This is a genomic window from Yersinia sp. 22-579, assembly GCF_030433455.1.
Classification (GTDB): domain Bacteria; phylum Pseudomonadota; class Gammaproteobacteria; order Enterobacterales; family Enterobacteriaceae; genus Yersinia; species Yersinia enterocolitica.
In genome coordinates this window covers 1-15,876 of record NZ_JAUJTZ010000024.1, presented here as the reverse complement: position 1 = coordinate 15,876, position 15,876 = coordinate 1, and the positions used below count along the sequence as shown (strand labels likewise).

The window sequence follows — 15,876 nt, the reverse complement described above, 5'->3', positions numbered from 1 at the left end:
GACCAGCAGTAAATGGTCTATTAATGAACATATCCCAGCGCTGATTAACTGTCGATAGGCTGATAACAAATATCCAACTCATCGGAGTTCAACGCGATAGCTCAAATTCACTATCCAACAGCCCCAATACCCAGTCATCACACCATTGCCCATCCAACTGGAAATTATCACGCAAGGTGCCTTCCAACTGAAAGCCGCAACTCTCCAACGTCCGCCGCGAAGCCGTGTTCCCTACGGTGACTGTGGCTTTCATTTTATGGAATTGGCATTGTTGAAAGCCAAATTCCAGCACTGCCATCAGTGATTCTTTCGCAAAACCCTTGCCGTGATAAGACGGCAATATGGCATATCCCACCTCAGCTTGTTGTAGCGGCAGCCACTCAGCTAAAAAACCGGTCAGCCCTATCGCCTGCCCACTTTCTCTTTCGCGGATAACCAAACATAACCAGTGACTGGAGGTTTTTTCCCACGGCATTAAACGCGATTCAAAGCGAGCGCGTATTTCGGCCATTCCCTGCGGATCAGCAATATAGCGCTGAACATCCGGGTCTTGATGCAATTGTAAAAACAGCGGCCAATCCTGCTCGACAAGACTGTCCAGCATCAAGCGGGGTGTTCTCAAAGAAATGGGCGAGCAACTAAACATGGGGATCACTGGCACTATTTTTCCCTCGATTTGAAGATGTTAGCCGTAAAAAGAGGAGAAAGATTAAAGAGGAAATTTTACGAAAACCTCATCCCTTTATTCTTCTCTATTTTACTTAAATAATGTTTACCTGAAGATAACAAAAAACAAACAAATGGTCAGCAAACGCAACCATGACTCTGGCCTCAACCTACAGCTATTGGAGAATCAACATTATGTCTTCATTACAAATAGACGATATTCCCTCAGCAATCAAAGCAGTGAAACAACAGTTACGTCAAGCGCTACCCAATTATCTGCAGGTCTTCCAAGAGGTAGAAGAGAATATCCGTCAACAAGTTAGCGAGATCCGCCGTAGTCTGGCTCAGGGTGAGAACCCGGTTCCACGTATTCATGCTGATGATATTATCAATGGCAAAGTCACTGACGAGAAAAAAACCCAAATAAAACAACGGGGTTGCTGCGCTATTCTCGGGGTATTCCCGACCGAGAAAGCCACAGCATGGAACCGCGAAATCGGTGATTATCTGGATCGTAATAATTTTGTCGAGCGCCTGAAAAATGCAGCGGAAGACAACTACTTCGGCACTCTGGCGGCCAGCAAGCCACAAATTTACGGCATTTACTGGTCAACTCCACAGGTTGAAGCTCGCCAGGACCAACGCATGAACGCAGTACAGGTTTTCTTAAATAACCTGTGGCAAACCGAAAGCAATGGGAAGCAATACTTTGACCCTAACCGAGTGGTAACTTATGCTGACCGCACCCGCCGCCGTCCGCCAAAATCCTCATCTCTTGGCTTATCGCCTCATGTGGATGGTGGTTCTATTGAACGCTGGCTGGATGAGAATTTCCGCCATGTTTACCGCCATGTATTTTCTGGTGAATGGCAGAAATACGATCCCTTTGCTGCTGAAGGTCGCCCGGAGGTGCGCGAATTTCCATCACCCGCAGTATGTTCCATGTTTCGGACATTCCAAGGCTGGACCGCGCTGACACCGCAACGCACCCATGCCGGGACGTTAAACGTGATTCCAATTGCCAATGCCATGGCCTATATTCTGCTGCGTGCTTTGCAAGATGATGTAGCTGACGATGACTTATGTGGCGCGGCACCGGGGCGCGCATTATCGGCCTCTGAGCAATGGCATCCTCTTTTAATCGAAGCCATTTCCCCTATTCCGGATCTGGAAGCTGGTGATACTGTATTTTGGCACTGCGATGTTATCCATTCGGTAGAAAACGAACATAATGGCGAGTTTGACAGCAATGTTATGTATATCGCTGCTGCCCCTTGGTGTGAAAAAAATGCCGCCTACTTACCACGCCAGTTAGCCAGCTTTATTGATGGCCGTTCTCCACCAGACTTTGCAGCCGATGATTTTGAAGTTGATTTTGTTGGCAGAGCCACAGTCGATAATTTAACCGCCATCGGCAAGCAGCAATTAGGAATAACAAAGTAATCTTCTTCCACCAGATACTCTGCCGGAGTTTATTGCTCCGGCAGACGCCATTCAATAGCACGGATAAAGTAGCAGTCTCCCCCCGTTTTCCTTATAGTGATTCGCTTATTCGTCCCAGGATTTGATGGTTTCTTACCGCCAACCCCCGGTTGTTACCAAGAGAAAACAGTGTGCACCAGATATTTGAAATGCTATTAGCGGTATTTGATCGTGCCGCATTGATGTTAATTTGCCTGTTCTTTCTGACCCGCACCCACCTATTTCGTCAGCTATTGCAAAAAGAGAAACACACGCCGCTAGAATTGGCTGCAGTCACTGCTATCTTCTCGTTATTTGCTATTTTCGGCACCTATTCCGGTATCAATGTTGAAGGCTCGCTGGTTAACGTACGGGTGATTGCCGTAATGTCCGGCGGTATTCTATTTGGCCCATGGGTGGGGATTATTACCGGGCTTATTGCTGGCTCTCATCGTTATTTAATTGATATTGATGGTATTACCTCGGTTCCTTGTCTTATAACCAGTATTATTGCGGGTCTGATGTCGGGCTATATCAACCTGAAAGTCAAAAAAGAGCGGCAATGGAGCATCGGTATTCTGGCCGGTATGATTTGTGAATCGCTGACCATGCTCTTGGTGGTTATATGGGCCAAACCGACGGCATTGGGCATCGATATTGTGTCTAAAATCGCCATTCCGATGATTTTAGGGGCAGTCTGTATCGGGCTGATTGTGCTATTAGTGCAGAGTGTCGAGGATGAAAAAGAGGTCATTGCTGCGCGACAGGCAAAGCTGGCACTGGATATTGCTAATAAAACCTTACCCTATTTTCGCAATATCAATGGCGAGTCATTGCGCAGTGTGTGTGAAATTATTCGCCATGATATCAAGGCCGATGCTGTCGCTATCACCGATACCCAACATATTTTGGCGTATGTCGGTGTCGGGGTAGAAACCTATAATATCGGCCATGAAATAATCAGTGACATTACCAAGGAAAGTATTCAGCGCGGTAAAATTACCATCCGCAATAATGATGAGGTCCACCGGACTCCCCAAATTCATTCGCTTATTATCATTCCCTTATGGGAAAAAGGAGAAGTGACGGGCTCGCTGAAAATCTATTATTGTCATGCCCATAAAATCACTTATTCACTCAAAGTAATGGCGGTAGGTTTGTCGCAAATTATCTCAACCCAAATTGAGGTTTCGCGTATTGAACAACTGCGCGAAATGGCAAATAAAGCGGAAATGCGGGCACTACAAAGTAAAATTAACCCACACTTTTTATTTAATGCCCTAAATGCCATTTCCTCATCAATTCGTATTAATCCAGATACCGCGCGTCAATTGATCATCAATCTATCGCGCTACCTGCGCTATAACCTTGAACTGAATGATGAACAAATTGATATCCGTAAAGAACTGCATCAAATTCAAGACTATATTGCCATCGAACAGGCGCGATTTGGCAGTAAGTTAACCGTCATTTATGATATTGATGATGATATTGCACTAAAAATCCCCAGCTTGTTGATCCAGCCGCTGGTAGAGAATGCTATCGTGCATGGTATTCAGCCGTACCGAGGTAAAGGTGTGGTGGTTATTGCGGTTAAAGACTGTGGCGATCAGATAAAAATCTCGGTGAAAGATACCGGTAATGGGATCAATCAGGAAACCATTGAACGCGTGGCAAATAACGAAATGCCCGGCAATAAAATCGGCTTACTGAATGTCCATCATCGAGTGAAATTACTCTATGGCGAGGGTTTACAGATACGCCGAATGGAACCGGGCACTGAGATTTCTTTTTATATCAGTAAAAATGGCGGCAAAGTCCATGCAGAACCCAGCATTTCAGCCGGAGATTAATCCGTGAAAGCAATTATTGTCGAAGATGAATTTCTGGCTCAGGAAGAATTAAGTTACCTGATCCAACAACACAGTAATATCACCATCGAAGCCACCTTTGAAGATGGATTGGACGTACTTAAATATCTGCAAAATCATCAGGTTGATGCCATTTTTCTCGACATTAACATTCCGTCGCTGGATGGCGTGTTACTGGCGCAAAATATCAGCAAATTTGCCCATAAACCTTATATTATCTTTATTACTGCTTATAAAGAGCATGCGGTAGAAGCCTTTGAAATTGAAGCTTTTGACTATATTTTAAAGCCTTACCACGAATCGCGTATTGTTACTATGCTGCAAAAACTGGAAGCCCTGTATAAACGTGATCGCCAAAATAAAGAACAAACCAACAGTCCCAGCCATCGCCCAACGCCCCATACCATCAATCTGATGAAAGATGAGCGCATCATCGTAACGGATATCAATGATATTTATTACGCAGCGGCGCAGGAAAAGGTCACGCTGGTTTATACTCGGCGCGAAGAATTTATCATGCCGATGAATATCACTGAATTTTGCAGCCGCCTACCTGAAGAGTACTTTTTCCGCTGCCACCGTTCTTATTGCGTGAATTTAGCCAAAATCCGCGAAATCGTGCCTTGGTTTAACAACACCTATATTCTGCGACTCAGTGATTTGGACTTTGAAGTCCCAGTGAGCCGCAGCAAGATAAAAGAATTCAGGCAACTGATGCGCCTTTAAATGCATTTCATTCCTCCCCGAATGCAGCTCATTCCCCTTTCGATCTATTGCTATTAGCCCGCCCGTATACTGGTTTTATTCGGCGGGCTGATAACACCGCAATACAAGATTTTCGGTGCTCCATCAGCGCGTAATTTTTAGGCTCCGACGCTATTGCTTACACCTATCCCGTCAGCAATAGCCCCCATTCGGGCCGTATGCATTGATGTTTAAGGAGTCCGGCATGAGCAGTAAACCGGTAAATCGTTGGCTAATTGTTATTGGTACCATCATCGTTCAGATGGGTTTAGGCACTATCTATACTTGGAGCTTATTCAATCAGCCGCTGGGGGAAAAATTCAGTTGGTCACTCGGGGCGGTTGCGACCACATTCTCTATCACCAGTTTCTCTCTGGCTATCGCCACCTTGTTTGCAGGCCGTCTGCAAGAACGCATTGGTATCCGTAAACTGACGTTAATTTCCGGCATCATCCTCGGTTTGGGTTTGATTGCCAGCTCTTTCGCCACCTCATTGGGGATGATTTATCTGCTGGCGGGGATTGTGGTTGGTTTTGCCGATGGCACCGCCTACATCACCACGCTGTCGAATCTGATTAAATGGTTCCCAGAGCGTAAGGGATTGATTTCAGGTATTTCTGTCGGGGCATTTGGTACCGGGAGTCTGTTATTCAAATACGTGAATGCCAGTTTGATCGCCAACCAGGGGGTCTCACTGGCTTTCTTCTATTGGGGCATTATTGTGATGGTTTTGGTCGGAGCGGGTTCTTTCCTGCTGCGGGAAAAAGCCGTCGCACCACAAACCGCTGCCCACCTGCCATCTGCACTTGCTGGCCGTGATTTCAGTGTCAAAGAGATGTTGGCAGTCAAAGAGTCTTACTTCCTGTTTATCATCTTCTTCACCGCATGTATGAGTGGTTTATATCTGATTGGTATCGTGAAGGATTTGGGCGTGCAGTTGGCGGGGATGGATTTGGCGACCGCAGCCAATACCGTGTCGGCCATCGCCATCTTTAACACTGCTGGACGTATTATTCTCGGAGCGCTATCCGATAAAGTGGGCCGCCTGCGAGTTATCAGCTTTACCCTGCTGGTGACCACTTTAGCCGTATCGGTGTTGAGTTTTGTCCCGCTGACTCATGCCCTGTTCTTCTTGTGTGTCGGTGCTATTGCTTTCTGTTTCGGTGGAAACATCACGGTGTTCCCGGCCATTGTGGGCGATTTCTTTGGCCTGAAAAACCATAGCAAAAACTATGGGGTTATCTATCAAGGGTTTGGTTTAGGCGCACTGGCAGGGTCATTTATTGCAGCACAGTTGGGCGGATATCACGCAACCTTTATCGTTATTGCAGTGATGTCAGTAGTTTCTCTGTTGTTAACCCTGGTTATCAAGCCACCGAAAGGGGCTGCTACCGAGGCAGAAAACACATCAACGGCTTCATCTGGGGTCACCGCCAGCAGCCACGCCTAATCATTATAAATTGTAAAAAAGCAGAGCATTGACTCTGCTTTTTCATTTTAATCCGGTGATCTATGCAGTTTTAAGGATGAAGAGTATGCCCTAACTTCTGACGTAAATAAGCCCCTGCGCCCAGCAAACCGGGTTGTTGGTGAGTGATCATATAGACCGGAATATCCTGTAAGAAATCTTTGAAACGCCCTTTATCTTCAAAAGCACCGCGGAAACCGGAAGCTTTAAAGAATTCCATAAAGCGCGGCACAATTCCGCCAGCGATATACACGCCGCCAAAGGTGCTGAGATTCAAGGCTAAATTGCCGCCAAAGCGCCCCATAATCACGCAAAATAGTGATAATGCACGGCGACAATCAGTGCAACTGTCTGCCAGAGCGCGTTCAGTCACATCTTTCGGTGCCAGATTTTCGGGCAGACGACCATCAGAAATCACAATGGCCCGGTATAAATTGACCAGCCCCGGCCCGGAAAGCACTCGCTCGGCGGAAACGTGGCCCAGTTCCTGACGCAATACCGCCAAAATCCGGTCTTCTTCTTCGCTATTGGGCGCAAAATCCACATGCCCACCTTCACCCGGCAAGCTTATCCAGCGGCTATCCACATTAACTAAATGTGCCACCCCTAACCCCGTCCCGGCACCGTATACCGCCACCGGTTTACCTGGCTGTGGCGATGTACCGCCAAATTGCAGCACATCCTGCTCAGACAACATGGGAATTGCCATTGATACCGCGGTGAAATCATTAATGATCTCTAAGTGCTTCAGCCCGAGGTTTTGCTGCATCGCCGCGATAGAAAACGCCCAAGTGTGATTGGTCATTGCCACCCAATCTCCGGTAATCGGGCAGGCGATAGCAATACAGGCATGCTCTACAGTGACCTTATGCTCTGATAAATATTGCTTAATGACAGCTTCCAGACTGTCGTAATCTAACCCTGAATATGTTTTTGCTTGTGATATTTCGCCCGTCGCCACAGCGCAAAGCGCCAAACGGGCATTAGTGCCGCCAACGTCACCCACCAGGGCATAGCTCGTCATCAGAAACTTCTCCGTTACAGATATTCTTAACTTCAACTATGCCCACTGTAAAATCAGGTTGGCGAAACAACAATCTCAATGCTGGAAACCGTTTCGCTTTGGGATAAAGATCACATAAAAACGTTTCAGCAGCGGTAAATTGCCACTGCTGAAACAAGAAATCACGGTTCGTGATGAACCAAATATTAGTTTGAACCGCGCCCTTTATCAGCGGCTGGCGTTAAGGTATCAGGCTGGCGTGAGCGGATAATTCGCGCCCGCAAACTGTCATAAGCCCAGTTATAGAACATGGTGTAAGGTAGGAAGAACAAGAAGAAACCGATCTCCAATATAAACGCCTGTAACAGTGAAATCCCCAATGCGAAAGCCGCAATCGGTAAACCAATCAAAATAAACCCGCCTTCAAAACCTAACGCATGGAATACTCGCACACGCAGGGTTTTCACTACCCGGCTCACCGGCCAGAAGTAGTCGAACAGGCTGTTGTAAATAATGTTCCATAGCATCGCCACAGAAGAGAGAAGAATGGCCAATGTTCCCATTTGTAATACGGAACGATCGAGTAACCATGCCCCGACTGGCGCACAAATTGCGACGGCAATCACTTCAAAGCCAATGGCATGGATAATCCGCTCAAATATAGTTTTGCGCTGAACTTGCATAAAACACCCACTTAATTAATCAATAACACAATGTCGAAGGTGATTATCATCGTTTTTTAAGATAGATTAAAAATAGAACCCATCGATAAAATAGATAGATTATGCACTACTCTCCCGAAGCGCTGATTGCGTTTGTCGAAGCTGCCGCACTGGGATCATTCTCCGCTGCGGCCCGTAAACTACGCAAAAGCCAGTCAACCATCAGCACCGCCATCGCCAATCTGGAGGCCGATCTGGGGTTAACCTTATTTGACCGGCAAGCCCGTCAGCCGGTGTTAACCGATCACGGACGGCGCGTGCTCTCTCATGTGCAAGAAATTCTGGCTGCCAGTGAGCGCCTGGATAATCTGTCAATCCGGCTGGCGGGCCAGGTTGAAACCCGTCTGACGTTTGTCTTGTCCGACACCTATCAACCCACCCATCATGAAAGCCTGCTACGCCGCTTTGAGCAACGTTACCCCGATATCGAATTTGAATGTTTGATTGCTGAAGATGACGATGTAATTGATTTGCTGCAACTGAGGCGGGCGCATATCGGCGTAGTAGAGGTGCAACAACATTACCCGCCGGATATTGCCGCCAGCCGATTAGCCGAGCAAACCGAAATGGCGATATTTGTGCAACGTCATCATCCGTTGGCACAATTGTCACAGGTTCACCCGGAACAACTCGCCACCACCCGCCAACTCTGTCTCAACACCTATAACCGCACCGAGCGCAATCAGTCGCAGGGATTGATATGGTCAGCACCCAGCTATTTAATGTTGATGGAGATGGCGGTGCAAGGCTTCGGCTGGGCGATTTTGCCGCACTGGATGGTTGAGCAATACAGTGATAAAAAACTGGTTGCTTTGCCAATTACAGGTTGGCCAAAAATGATCTCAATTGATGCAGTTTGGTCGAAAAAAAGCCCGCCGGGGCCGGCAGGCTATTGGCTGTTGGATCAATTAACCGGTGCCATCAAATCGCCGCATTACGGGCCTGAATAGATTTGGCCACATTAACCATTAATTCAGGCATATCCATTGGTGGCAACATAACCTCAATAAATGCTAATTGCTGGCAATTTTCGATTTTTGTCAGCACCTGTTGCAGTTCATCCGCCTGCGTGACCCGGCAGGTCAATGAGGCTTTGTCCACAGCCAAAGCTTGTGGTAGCTGCGTCCAATCCCACTCGGCAATGTCGTTATAGGGTTGCTGTGGCCCATGAATAGCCCGCTCGACGGTGTAACCATGATTATTAAGCAGAAAAATAATAGGAGTTAAACCATCACGCAGCATCGACCCCAACTCTTGTATGGTGAGCTGCGCTGCGCCATCTCCTACCAGCAAAATTACTCTGCGCTGCGGTTGCGCCAATTGTGCGCCATAGGCCGCAGGTAAACTAAAACCAATAGATCCCCACAATGATTGGGTGACAAAGGTACAGCCAGAAGGCAGACGCAGTGTTGCGGCACCAAAACTGGAGGTGCCTTGATCCGTCACCACAATATCGTCTGGCCGCAGGAAATGCTGGATGTGATACCAAAATGCCTGCTGGCTGAGGAGATTATCGAACGGCAGCGCGGGTATAGGATGAGTGATGACCGGCTGCTGCCACTCTCCCTGTAAAGACAGGCATAACTCGTGTAGCGCATTAACCGCAGCCAGCATGGGGATCTGACTAAAAACCTGACGTCCAATCCGCACTTGTTCTGGCTGAACATCAATACAATTATCCTGAGTAATATGTTGGCTGAATCCAGCGGTAATGGTATCAACGAACCACACACCGACGGTGATCAGCACATCGGCCTCTTCAATATATTCTCTGACGCTGGCATCACTGGCGGCTCCGGCATAAGTTCCAATGAACATCGGGTGAGTCTCATCCAGTAAGCCTTTCCCCATCAGCAATGTCGAATGCGGTAAATTCACCTCTGCCAGCCAATGATTCAGTGCTTGTCGTGCGCCAAATCTATCGGCGAGAAAATCTGCCAACAGCGCCACCCGGTGCGCCGACTGCAATTTTTGACGAGCTGCCTCAATAAAAGCCTGTAATGAGGTCGGGGATAACATCGGTTGAGACAGTGCTAACGCCCCAGATTGGCTGGTTAACTCCGCCTCTCCCACATCAGAAGGGAGCTGTAAATAGACCGGACGCCGTTGATAAAGTGCCGCCACCAACAAGCGATCAATCTCAGACGCGGCATTTTCGGCAGTTAAGCTGGTATGCGCGCAAGCAACCTCTTTCGCCATCCGCGCGAAATGGTTGAAATCACCATCGCCAAATGAATGATGTAATAATTCGCCGGCTTTTTGTGAGCGCAGTGCCGGTGTGCCAACAATATGAATGATGGGAAGATATTCAGCAAAGCTACCCGCGATACCATTAATAGCACTTAACTCACCGACTCCTGCCGTGGTCAATAACGCCGCCGCCGGCATAACACGGGCATATCCATCAGCCGCATAAGCCGCGTTAAGTTCATTCGCGCATCCCATCCATTGAATGACCGGATGGCTGATGACATGATCTAAAAAGTGAAGATTGAAATCACCAGGAACACCAAATAGATGCCTGATACCCACTTGTGCCAGTCGATCCAGTAAATAATCTGCTACCTTATAGTTGCTCGCCATTACTACCCGCCTCAATGCTTATTATTGTCAAATAAGTATTGAGCAAATCATCAATAAATCTAATGTTTTTTAAATTATTAATTAGCTCACGCAGAATAAGGTTTTGCTGACAGGCATTCTCCCCTGTCACCGAATGCAAACTCTGTGATCACGCCAGCGTTCGAAACCGGTGGAAACGCATACATTAAGGCGTAGTTTACTTTCATCAATAAGGGGCATCATGGTCTACCAGGCAGCGTCCTCCCGCTATCAGGAGATGGAGTATCACCGTTGTGGCCGCAGTGGATTAATGCTGCCAGCGATTTCTCTTGGCTTGTGGCATAACTTTGGTGATAGCACCTTGTATGAAAATAGCCGCAACCTGATTCATCGTGCTTTTGATCATGGTATTACCCATTTTGATTTAGCCAATAACTATGGCCCACCACCCGGCTCTGCCGAACTGAATTTTGGCCGAATCCTGCAACAAGATTTGCGTCCTTATCGCGATGAACTGATTATTTCCTCCAAAGCGGGTTACACCATGTGGCCCGGCCCTTATGGTGATTGGGGCTCCAAAAAATATCTGGTCGCCAGCATTAATCAAAGCTTGCAGCGGATGGGGCTGGATTATGTTGATATTTTCTATCATCACCGACCAGACCCTAATACCCCATTGGAGGAGACGATGGCTGCGCTGGATTTACTGGTGCGCCAAGGCAAAGCTTTATATGTCGGCTTGTCCAACTATCCAGCAGCACAAACACGTCAGGCCTGCGAAATTCTGGCACAGCTCGGTACGCCCTGTTTGATTCATCAACCCAAATACTCCATGTTTGAGCGCTGGATTGAAGCAGATCTGCAAGATACGCTGGACGAGTATGGTGTTGGATCTATTGCTTTCTCGCCACTGGCGGGCGGTTTATTAACTGATCGCTATTTGGCCGGTATCCCATTGGACTCACGGGCAGCCAGTGACAGTAAGTTCCTGAATCCTGAGCAACTTTCAGCGGAAAAACTGGCTAAGGTTCGCCAATTGAATGAACTCGCGCTTGACCGTGGGCAGAAGTTGTCGCAAATGTCTTTAGCGTGGGTATTGCGGGGCGGGCGAGTGACGTCGGCACTGATCGGGGCGAGCAAAATCAGTCAAATTGATGATGCTGTCGGTATGTTGGCCAATACCGAATTCAGCGACGCAGAGATAAAAGCTATCGAAAACATATTAGTGTAAACGTTCTCTTTTTAAGTCTTCAACAGGGGGCTAACGCTCCCTGCTATCTCCCCTCACAGATAAATCCTAAATCCGTATTTTACAGTTTTATCCGAATCTCAACGGCCAACTTCCTGTTTAAGATAGCGCTATAGCCTATAAGGCCAGATAAGGATAAATAATGTTAAAAACGGCCATGTTTAAATCAACAATGTTAAAGCTAAGCGTAGTGAGGCCGAGAAGGATAAAACCGCTGTTACTGATAACCATCTTAGCCTGGTTCCCGCTTATCCCAATGGCGAATGCTGAGAGTATTGAGTTGCTACCCGGTGTTTCGCTACAAATTGGCGAACAAGACCGCAGCGGTAATTATTGGGATGGTTATGACTGGCGTGACCAACAATGGTGGCAAAATCATCAAGGACGAGATTTAGGCGAGCGGAATCGTCATGGTCATTACTGGGACGGTCACCGCTGGCAACACAAAGATTGGTGGAAAAAGAACTACTACTATCGTGATGGGCACTATTGGAAATATGATAAACATCATAAAAAACAGAGTAAAAAACATCATCGCGGCAAAGGCCATGATCACCATGATCATGATTAGATGAGAATATCCCAGGCGAGTTTTTATCCTTAGCTCGCCTTACTGATAAATTAAATCAGGCTCACCAATAAGTAAGCATTCAATCCAATCACCACCAGTACAATCAGTTTCCCCAAAATCTGAATCAGTTTTGAGTTAACCATATCCCCCATCAATTCTTTATTGCCGGTAAAGGCCAACAACGGCACTAACGCCAAAGCAATACCGAAACTCAGCAATACCTGACTCATCACCAGTATACGAGTGGCATCCATCCCCATCAAAATGACAATAAAGGAAGGCAACATAGTGACTGTTCGGCGCACCCAGATAGGGATGTAAAACCGCACAAACCCCTGCATAACCACTTGTCCAGCCAAAGTTCCGACCACGGTTGATGACAGCCCGGCAGCCACCAAACTCAAGCCAAAAATGGTCGCGGCAGCATTACCCAACAAGGGTTGTAATGTTAAATAAGCTTGTTCAATTTCCGCAATGCTGCCATAGCCGTTGAAGTGGAAAGCGGCAGCTGCCGTCGCCATCATCGCCAAATTGACGAAACCCGCAATCGTCATGGCAATGGCCACATCCAATTTGGTCGAGGCGTAGCGATCCGCTTTAGAGTTTTCTCCGGCGGTTTGAGTCAATGATGAATGCAGATAGATAACGTGCGGCATTATAGTTGCGCCCAAGACCCCGGCGGCTAAAAATACTGCATCGCGGTTAGGGAGATCCGGGATTAACATCCCACGGCCTAAGGCTGCTATCTCTGGGCGTGAGAAGACAAGTTCTACAATATAAGCTGCAGCGACAAACAACAGCAGGCCACCAATCACTAACTCTAATGGCTTTTGTCCGCGCTTTTGTAGCATCAATATAAGGAAGGTCGCGATCCCCGTGAGTACCGCCCCCTCAAGTAGCGTCACACCCAAGAGCAATTTGAACCCAATCGCCGCCCCAATAAACTCAGCCAGGTCTGTCGCCATCGCAATAATTTCGGCTTGCACCCAGTAAGCCCATACCGCAGGGCGAGGAAAGCGGTCACGAATATGTTCAGCCAGATTTTTGCCGGTGGCAATACCGAGCTTGGCGGAAAGGAGTTGGATCAGCATGGCCATAAAATTGGCCCAAACCACGACCCATAATAAGGTATAGCCAAAGGAAGCACCGGCCTGAATATTGGTGGCAAAGTTGCCGGGGTCGATATAGCCGATAGCCGCGATAAAAGCAGGCCCCATCAGGGAGAGTTTGATTCTCCTTGATGTACGGGGGGGCGTATCGACAACACGACTATTCAACATTCAGTATTACCCTTGAAAACCTACGGCTACTTTCTTGTCTTTAATAATATCTAAATGATAATAATTATCAAGCGCATTTAGAGAGGTGAAACTTATCTCTCTGATAGCTAATACCGCATAATTTGCCGTATCGTCATCGTCAGTTGTTGGTTTCTGAAAAATTGAGTTAACAGCTACATCGCAATTTTTGAGACCGAACGCTACAATTGCTCAAACTAGCATATTTACACTATCCCTGTAGCATATTATTAACATCCTGTTTTTTGTGATCAACCCCGCTAATTTGTTTGCATTTATGAAAGTGAATTTCTATATTTGCAGACTACATCTCGTTTTTAATGTAGCCGTTACATAAAATGTCCACCAAAACCTAGCCTGCCTCTAATTTGGAGCACACATGTCCCATATTCTACAGTTTGCGTTGGCCTTAGTCGTAGTGGCCATACTAGCTCTAGTGATCTGTAAGGATCGTAAAAGCATCCGCATTCGGTTTGTTATTCAATTGTTGGTTATTGAGGTGCTGTTAGCGTACTTCTTCCTCCATTCGGAAGTTGGATTAGGTTTTGTGAAAGGATTCGCCGGTTTATTCGACAAGTTGCTTGGATTTGCCGCTACTGGCACCGATTTTGTCTTCGGCAATATGGGTGATAAAGGTCTCGCGTTCTTCTTCTTAAGAGTGCTATGCCCTATCGTCTTCATTTCTGCCCTGATTGGTATTCTGCAATACATTAAAGTTCTGCCAGTCGTTATTCGTATCATTGGTACTTTACTGTCCAAAATTAACGGCATGGGTAAGCTGGAATCATTCAACGCAGTCAGTTCACTGATTCTGGGCCAGTCTGAAAACTTCATCGCCTATAAAGATATTTTGGGCAAAATGTCTGAAAAACGCATGTACACCATGGCAGCAACAGCAATGTCGACGGTTTCTATGTCGATAGTCGGTGCTTATATGTCCATGCTGGACGCGAAATTCGTGGTCGCAGCACTGGTGCTTAACATGTTCAGTACCTTTATTGTGTTGTCGTTAATCAACCCATATAAAGCTGAAGATGAAGAAGAGTTACAACTGAGCAATCTGCACGAAGGACAAAGCTTCTTTGAAATGCTGGGTGAATACATCCTGGCTGGTTTTAAAGTTGCCATTATCGTTGCAGCAATGCTGATTGGTTTCATTGCATTGATTGCTGCGATGAATGCTCTGTTCAGTCTGCTGTTTGGTATTAGCTTCCAGGGTATTCTGGGCTATGTCTTCTTCCCGTTTGCCTGGGTAATGGGTATCCCTGCTCATGAAGCCTTGCAAGTTGGCGGTATCATGGCAACCAAACTGGTTTCAAATGAATTTGTGGCAATGATGGACTTGCAGAAAGTTGCATCAGAATTGTCACCACGCAGTGTAGGTATTCTGTCCGTATTCCTGGTTTCATTCGCTAACTTCTCTTCCATCGGTATCGTAGCTGGTGCGATTAAAGGCCTGAATGAACATCAAGGTAACGTCGTTTCTCGCTTTGGCTTGAAACTGCTGTACGGCTCTACGCTGGTCAGTGTGCTGTCCGCTTCTATCGCGGGCCTGGTACTCTAAGTATCAGAAAAAAATCGTTAAAAAGGCGCTACGGCGCCTTTTTTTATGCCTGCGATTCACAGATGAGTTATTTGCTTAGGGAATAAGTCTTAGGAAGTTAAAAATGAGACTATAGGTAAATAAGACAGGTATACAGGGAATGGTATTCAGGTGTTGGGGTGTTGGGGTGTTGGGGTATTGGGGTGTTGGGGTGTTGGGGTGTTGGGGTGTTGGGGTGTTGGGGTGTTGGGGTTCTATATAATGGTGGGTCGTGCGGGATTCGAACCTGCGACCAATTGATTAAAAGTCAACTGCTCTACCAACTGAGCTAACGACCCATTATATAGATTTACTCGACATTTCTGGCGTTTTTCGTGCGGGATTACTCATCCTACGGATTCGCCCTTCGGGTCAACGCTGGCGCGCTGCTGTCTCGCTTTGCTCGGCTCGAACCTTTAACCATTGATTAAAAGTCAACCACCTACCAACTGAGCTAACGACCCATTATATAATTTTGAAAGCATAGAAGTGGTGGGCGATACCAGATTCGAACTGATGACCCCCTCCGTGTAAAGGAGATGCTCTACCAACTGAGCTAATCGCCCACTTCTACTACTTTTAACACATTAAACTTGATGATGAGTGGTGGGCGATACCAGATTCGAACTGATGACCCCCTCCGTGTAAAGGAGATGCTCTACCAACTGAGCTAATCGCC

13 protein-coding genes, 2 tRNA genes and 1 other RNA gene are annotated in these 15,876 nt (G+C 47.0%); 8 read left to right on the top strand and 8 right to left on the bottom strand.

Annotation, left to right across the window (positions count from 1 at the left end):
* Nucleotides 1-88: 88 nt before the first annotated feature.
* On the bottom strand, nucleotides 89-604 hold the full coding sequence (locus QSV56_RS20905) for a GNAT family protein (protein WP_046694752.1): 516 nt from the start codon (nucleotides 602-604) through the stop codon (nucleotides 89-91).
* 257 nt (nucleotides 605-861) lie between these two features.
* Between QSV56_RS20905 and QSV56_RS20900 the strand changes: the two genes are divergently transcribed.
* The 4 genes from QSV56_RS20900 to QSV56_RS20885 all read left to right on the top strand — a co-directional run bounded on the left by QSV56_RS20900 (nucleotide 862) and on the right by QSV56_RS20885 (nucleotide 6,192).
* On the top strand, nucleotides 862-2,109 hold the full coding sequence (locus tag QSV56_RS20900) for a DUF1479 domain-containing protein (RefSeq protein ID WP_301213614.1): 1,248 nt from the start codon (nucleotides 862-864) through the stop codon (nucleotides 2,107-2,109).
* Between the two features lie 170 nt (nucleotides 2,110-2,279).
* On the top strand, nucleotides 2,280-3,980 hold the full coding sequence (locus tag QSV56_RS20895) for a sensor histidine kinase (RefSeq protein WP_050163479.1): 1,701 nt from the start codon (nucleotides 2,280-2,282) through the stop codon (nucleotides 3,978-3,980).
* Between the two features lie 3 nt (nucleotides 3,981-3,983).
* Nucleotides 3,984-4,724, top strand: a complete 741-nt coding sequence (locus QSV56_RS20890) for a LytTR family DNA-binding domain-containing protein (protein ID WP_019081716.1) — start codon at nucleotides 3,984-3,986, stop codon at nucleotides 4,722-4,724.
* A 223-nt stretch (nucleotides 4,725-4,947) separates the two neighbouring features.
* On the top strand, nucleotides 4,948-6,192 hold the full coding sequence (locus QSV56_RS20885; RefSeq protein WP_050129831.1) for an OFA family MFS transporter: 1,245 nt from the start codon (nucleotides 4,948-4,950) through the stop codon (nucleotides 6,190-6,192).
* A 70-nt stretch (nucleotides 6,193-6,262) separates the two neighbouring features.
* Here QSV56_RS20885 and glk read toward each other — a convergent pair whose 3' ends face one another.
* Entirely contained in the window at nucleotides 6,263-7,234 is a 972-nt protein-coding gene (gene glk, locus QSV56_RS20880; protein WP_019083647.1) for a glucokinase, read from the bottom strand.
* A gap of 185 nt (nucleotides 7,235-7,419) precedes the next feature.
* Nucleotides 7,420-7,896, bottom strand: a complete 477-nt coding sequence (locus QSV56_RS20875) for a multidrug/biocide efflux PACE transporter (protein WP_019081719.1) — start codon at nucleotides 7,894-7,896, stop codon at nucleotides 7,420-7,422.
* A gap of 101 nt (nucleotides 7,897-7,997) precedes the next feature.
* Between QSV56_RS20875 and QSV56_RS20870 the strand changes: the two genes are divergently transcribed.
* Nucleotides 7,998-8,885 (top strand): LysR family transcriptional regulator, encoded by an 888-nt coding sequence (locus tag QSV56_RS20870; RefSeq protein ID WP_046050507.1) that lies wholly within the window; start codon nucleotides 7,998-8,000, stop codon nucleotides 8,883-8,885.
* Here QSV56_RS20870 and QSV56_RS20865 read toward each other — a convergent pair.
* The gene (locus tag QSV56_RS20865) at nucleotides 8,857-10,518 is read right to left on the bottom strand and encodes an alpha-keto acid decarboxylase family protein (RefSeq protein WP_019081721.1); all 1,662 of its coding nucleotides are present in this window, start codon (nucleotides 10,516-10,518) and stop codon (nucleotides 8,857-8,859) included. The two genes, QSV56_RS20870 and QSV56_RS20865, sit on opposite strands and share 29 nt — an antisense overlap.
* Nucleotides 10,519-10,738: 220 nt before the next feature.
* On the opposite strand from QSV56_RS20865, the gene QSV56_RS20860 reads away from it, so the two are divergent.
* Nucleotides 10,739-11,728: an aldo/keto reductase gene (locus QSV56_RS20860; RefSeq protein ID WP_046050506.1), complete on the top strand. Its 990-nt coding sequence runs from the start codon at nucleotides 10,739-10,741 to the stop codon at nucleotides 11,726-11,728.
* Between the two features lie 160 nt (nucleotides 11,729-11,888).
* Nucleotides 11,889-12,317, top strand: a complete 429-nt coding sequence (locus QSV56_RS20855) for a DUF2502 domain-containing protein (protein WP_019081722.1) — start codon at nucleotides 11,889-11,891, stop codon at nucleotides 12,315-12,317.
* Between the two features lie 50 nt (nucleotides 12,318-12,367).
* On the opposite strand, the gene QSV56_RS20850 is transcribed toward QSV56_RS20855, so the two are convergent.
* The gene (locus tag QSV56_RS20850; protein WP_011815865.1) at nucleotides 12,368-13,597 is read right to left on the bottom strand and encodes an Nramp family divalent metal transporter; all 1,230 of its coding nucleotides are present in this window, start codon (nucleotides 13,595-13,597) and stop codon (nucleotides 12,368-12,370) included.
* A 397-nt stretch (nucleotides 13,598-13,994) separates the two neighbouring features.
* On the opposite strand from QSV56_RS20850, the gene QSV56_RS20845 reads away from it, so the two are divergent.
* On the top strand, nucleotides 13,995-15,179 hold the full coding sequence (locus QSV56_RS20845) for a NupC/NupG family nucleoside CNT transporter (protein WP_019081724.1): 1,185 nt from the start codon (nucleotides 13,995-13,997) through the stop codon (nucleotides 15,177-15,179).
* Nucleotides 15,180-15,420: 241 nt separating this feature from the next.
* Here the strand turns inward: QSV56_RS20845 and QSV56_RS20840 are convergent.
* The 3 genes from QSV56_RS20840 to QSV56_RS20830 form a co-directional block, all read right to left on the bottom strand.
* Nucleotides 15,421-15,496, bottom strand: a tRNA-Lys gene (locus QSV56_RS20840).
* Between the two features lie 31 nt (nucleotides 15,497-15,527).
* Nucleotides 15,528-15,654: non-coding RNA, RtT sRNA (locus tag QSV56_RS20835), on the bottom strand.
* Nucleotides 15,655-15,687: 33 nt separating this feature from the next.
* Nucleotides 15,688-15,763: transfer RNA gene (locus QSV56_RS20830), tRNA-Val, on the bottom strand.
* Nucleotides 15,764-15,876: the final 113 nt, after the last annotated feature.

Coding starts and splice junctions, on each gene's coding strand:
- QSV56_RS20905 (WP_046694752.1), bottom strand. CDS start 604: ATGCTGGACAGTCTTGTCGAGCAGGATTGGCCGCTGTTTTTACAATTG.
- QSV56_RS20900 (WP_301213614.1), top strand. CDS start 862: ATGTCTTCATTACAAATAGACGATATTCCCTCAGCAATCAAAGCAGTG.
- QSV56_RS20885 (WP_050129831.1), top strand. CDS start 4,948: ATGAGCAGTAAACCGGTAAATCGTTGGCTAATTGTTATTGGTACCATC.
- glk (WP_019083647.1), bottom strand. CDS start 7,234: ATGACGAGCTATGCCCTGGTGGGTGACGTTGGCGGCACTAATGCCCGT.
- QSV56_RS20875 (WP_019081719.1), bottom strand. CDS start 7,896: ATGCAAGTTCAGCGCAAAACTATATTTGAGCGGATTATCCATGCCATT.
- QSV56_RS20870 (WP_046050507.1), top strand. CDS start 7,998: ATGCACTACTCTCCCGAAGCGCTGATTGCGTTTGTCGAAGCTGCCGCA.
- QSV56_RS20865 (WP_019081721.1), bottom strand. CDS start 10,518: ATGGCGAGCAACTATAAGGTAGCAGATTATTTACTGGATCGACTGGCA.
- QSV56_RS20860 (WP_046050506.1), top strand. CDS start 10,739: ATGGTCTACCAGGCAGCGTCCTCCCGCTATCAGGAGATGGAGTATCAC.
- QSV56_RS20855 (WP_019081722.1), top strand. CDS start 11,889: ATGTTAAAAACGGCCATGTTTAAATCAACAATGTTAAAGCTAAGCGTA.
- QSV56_RS20850 (WP_011815865.1), bottom strand. CDS start 13,597: ATGTTGAATAGTCGTGTTGTCGATACGCCCCCCCGTACATCAAGGAGA.
- QSV56_RS20845 (WP_019081724.1), top strand. CDS start 13,995: ATGTCCCATATTCTACAGTTTGCGTTGGCCTTAGTCGTAGTGGCCATA.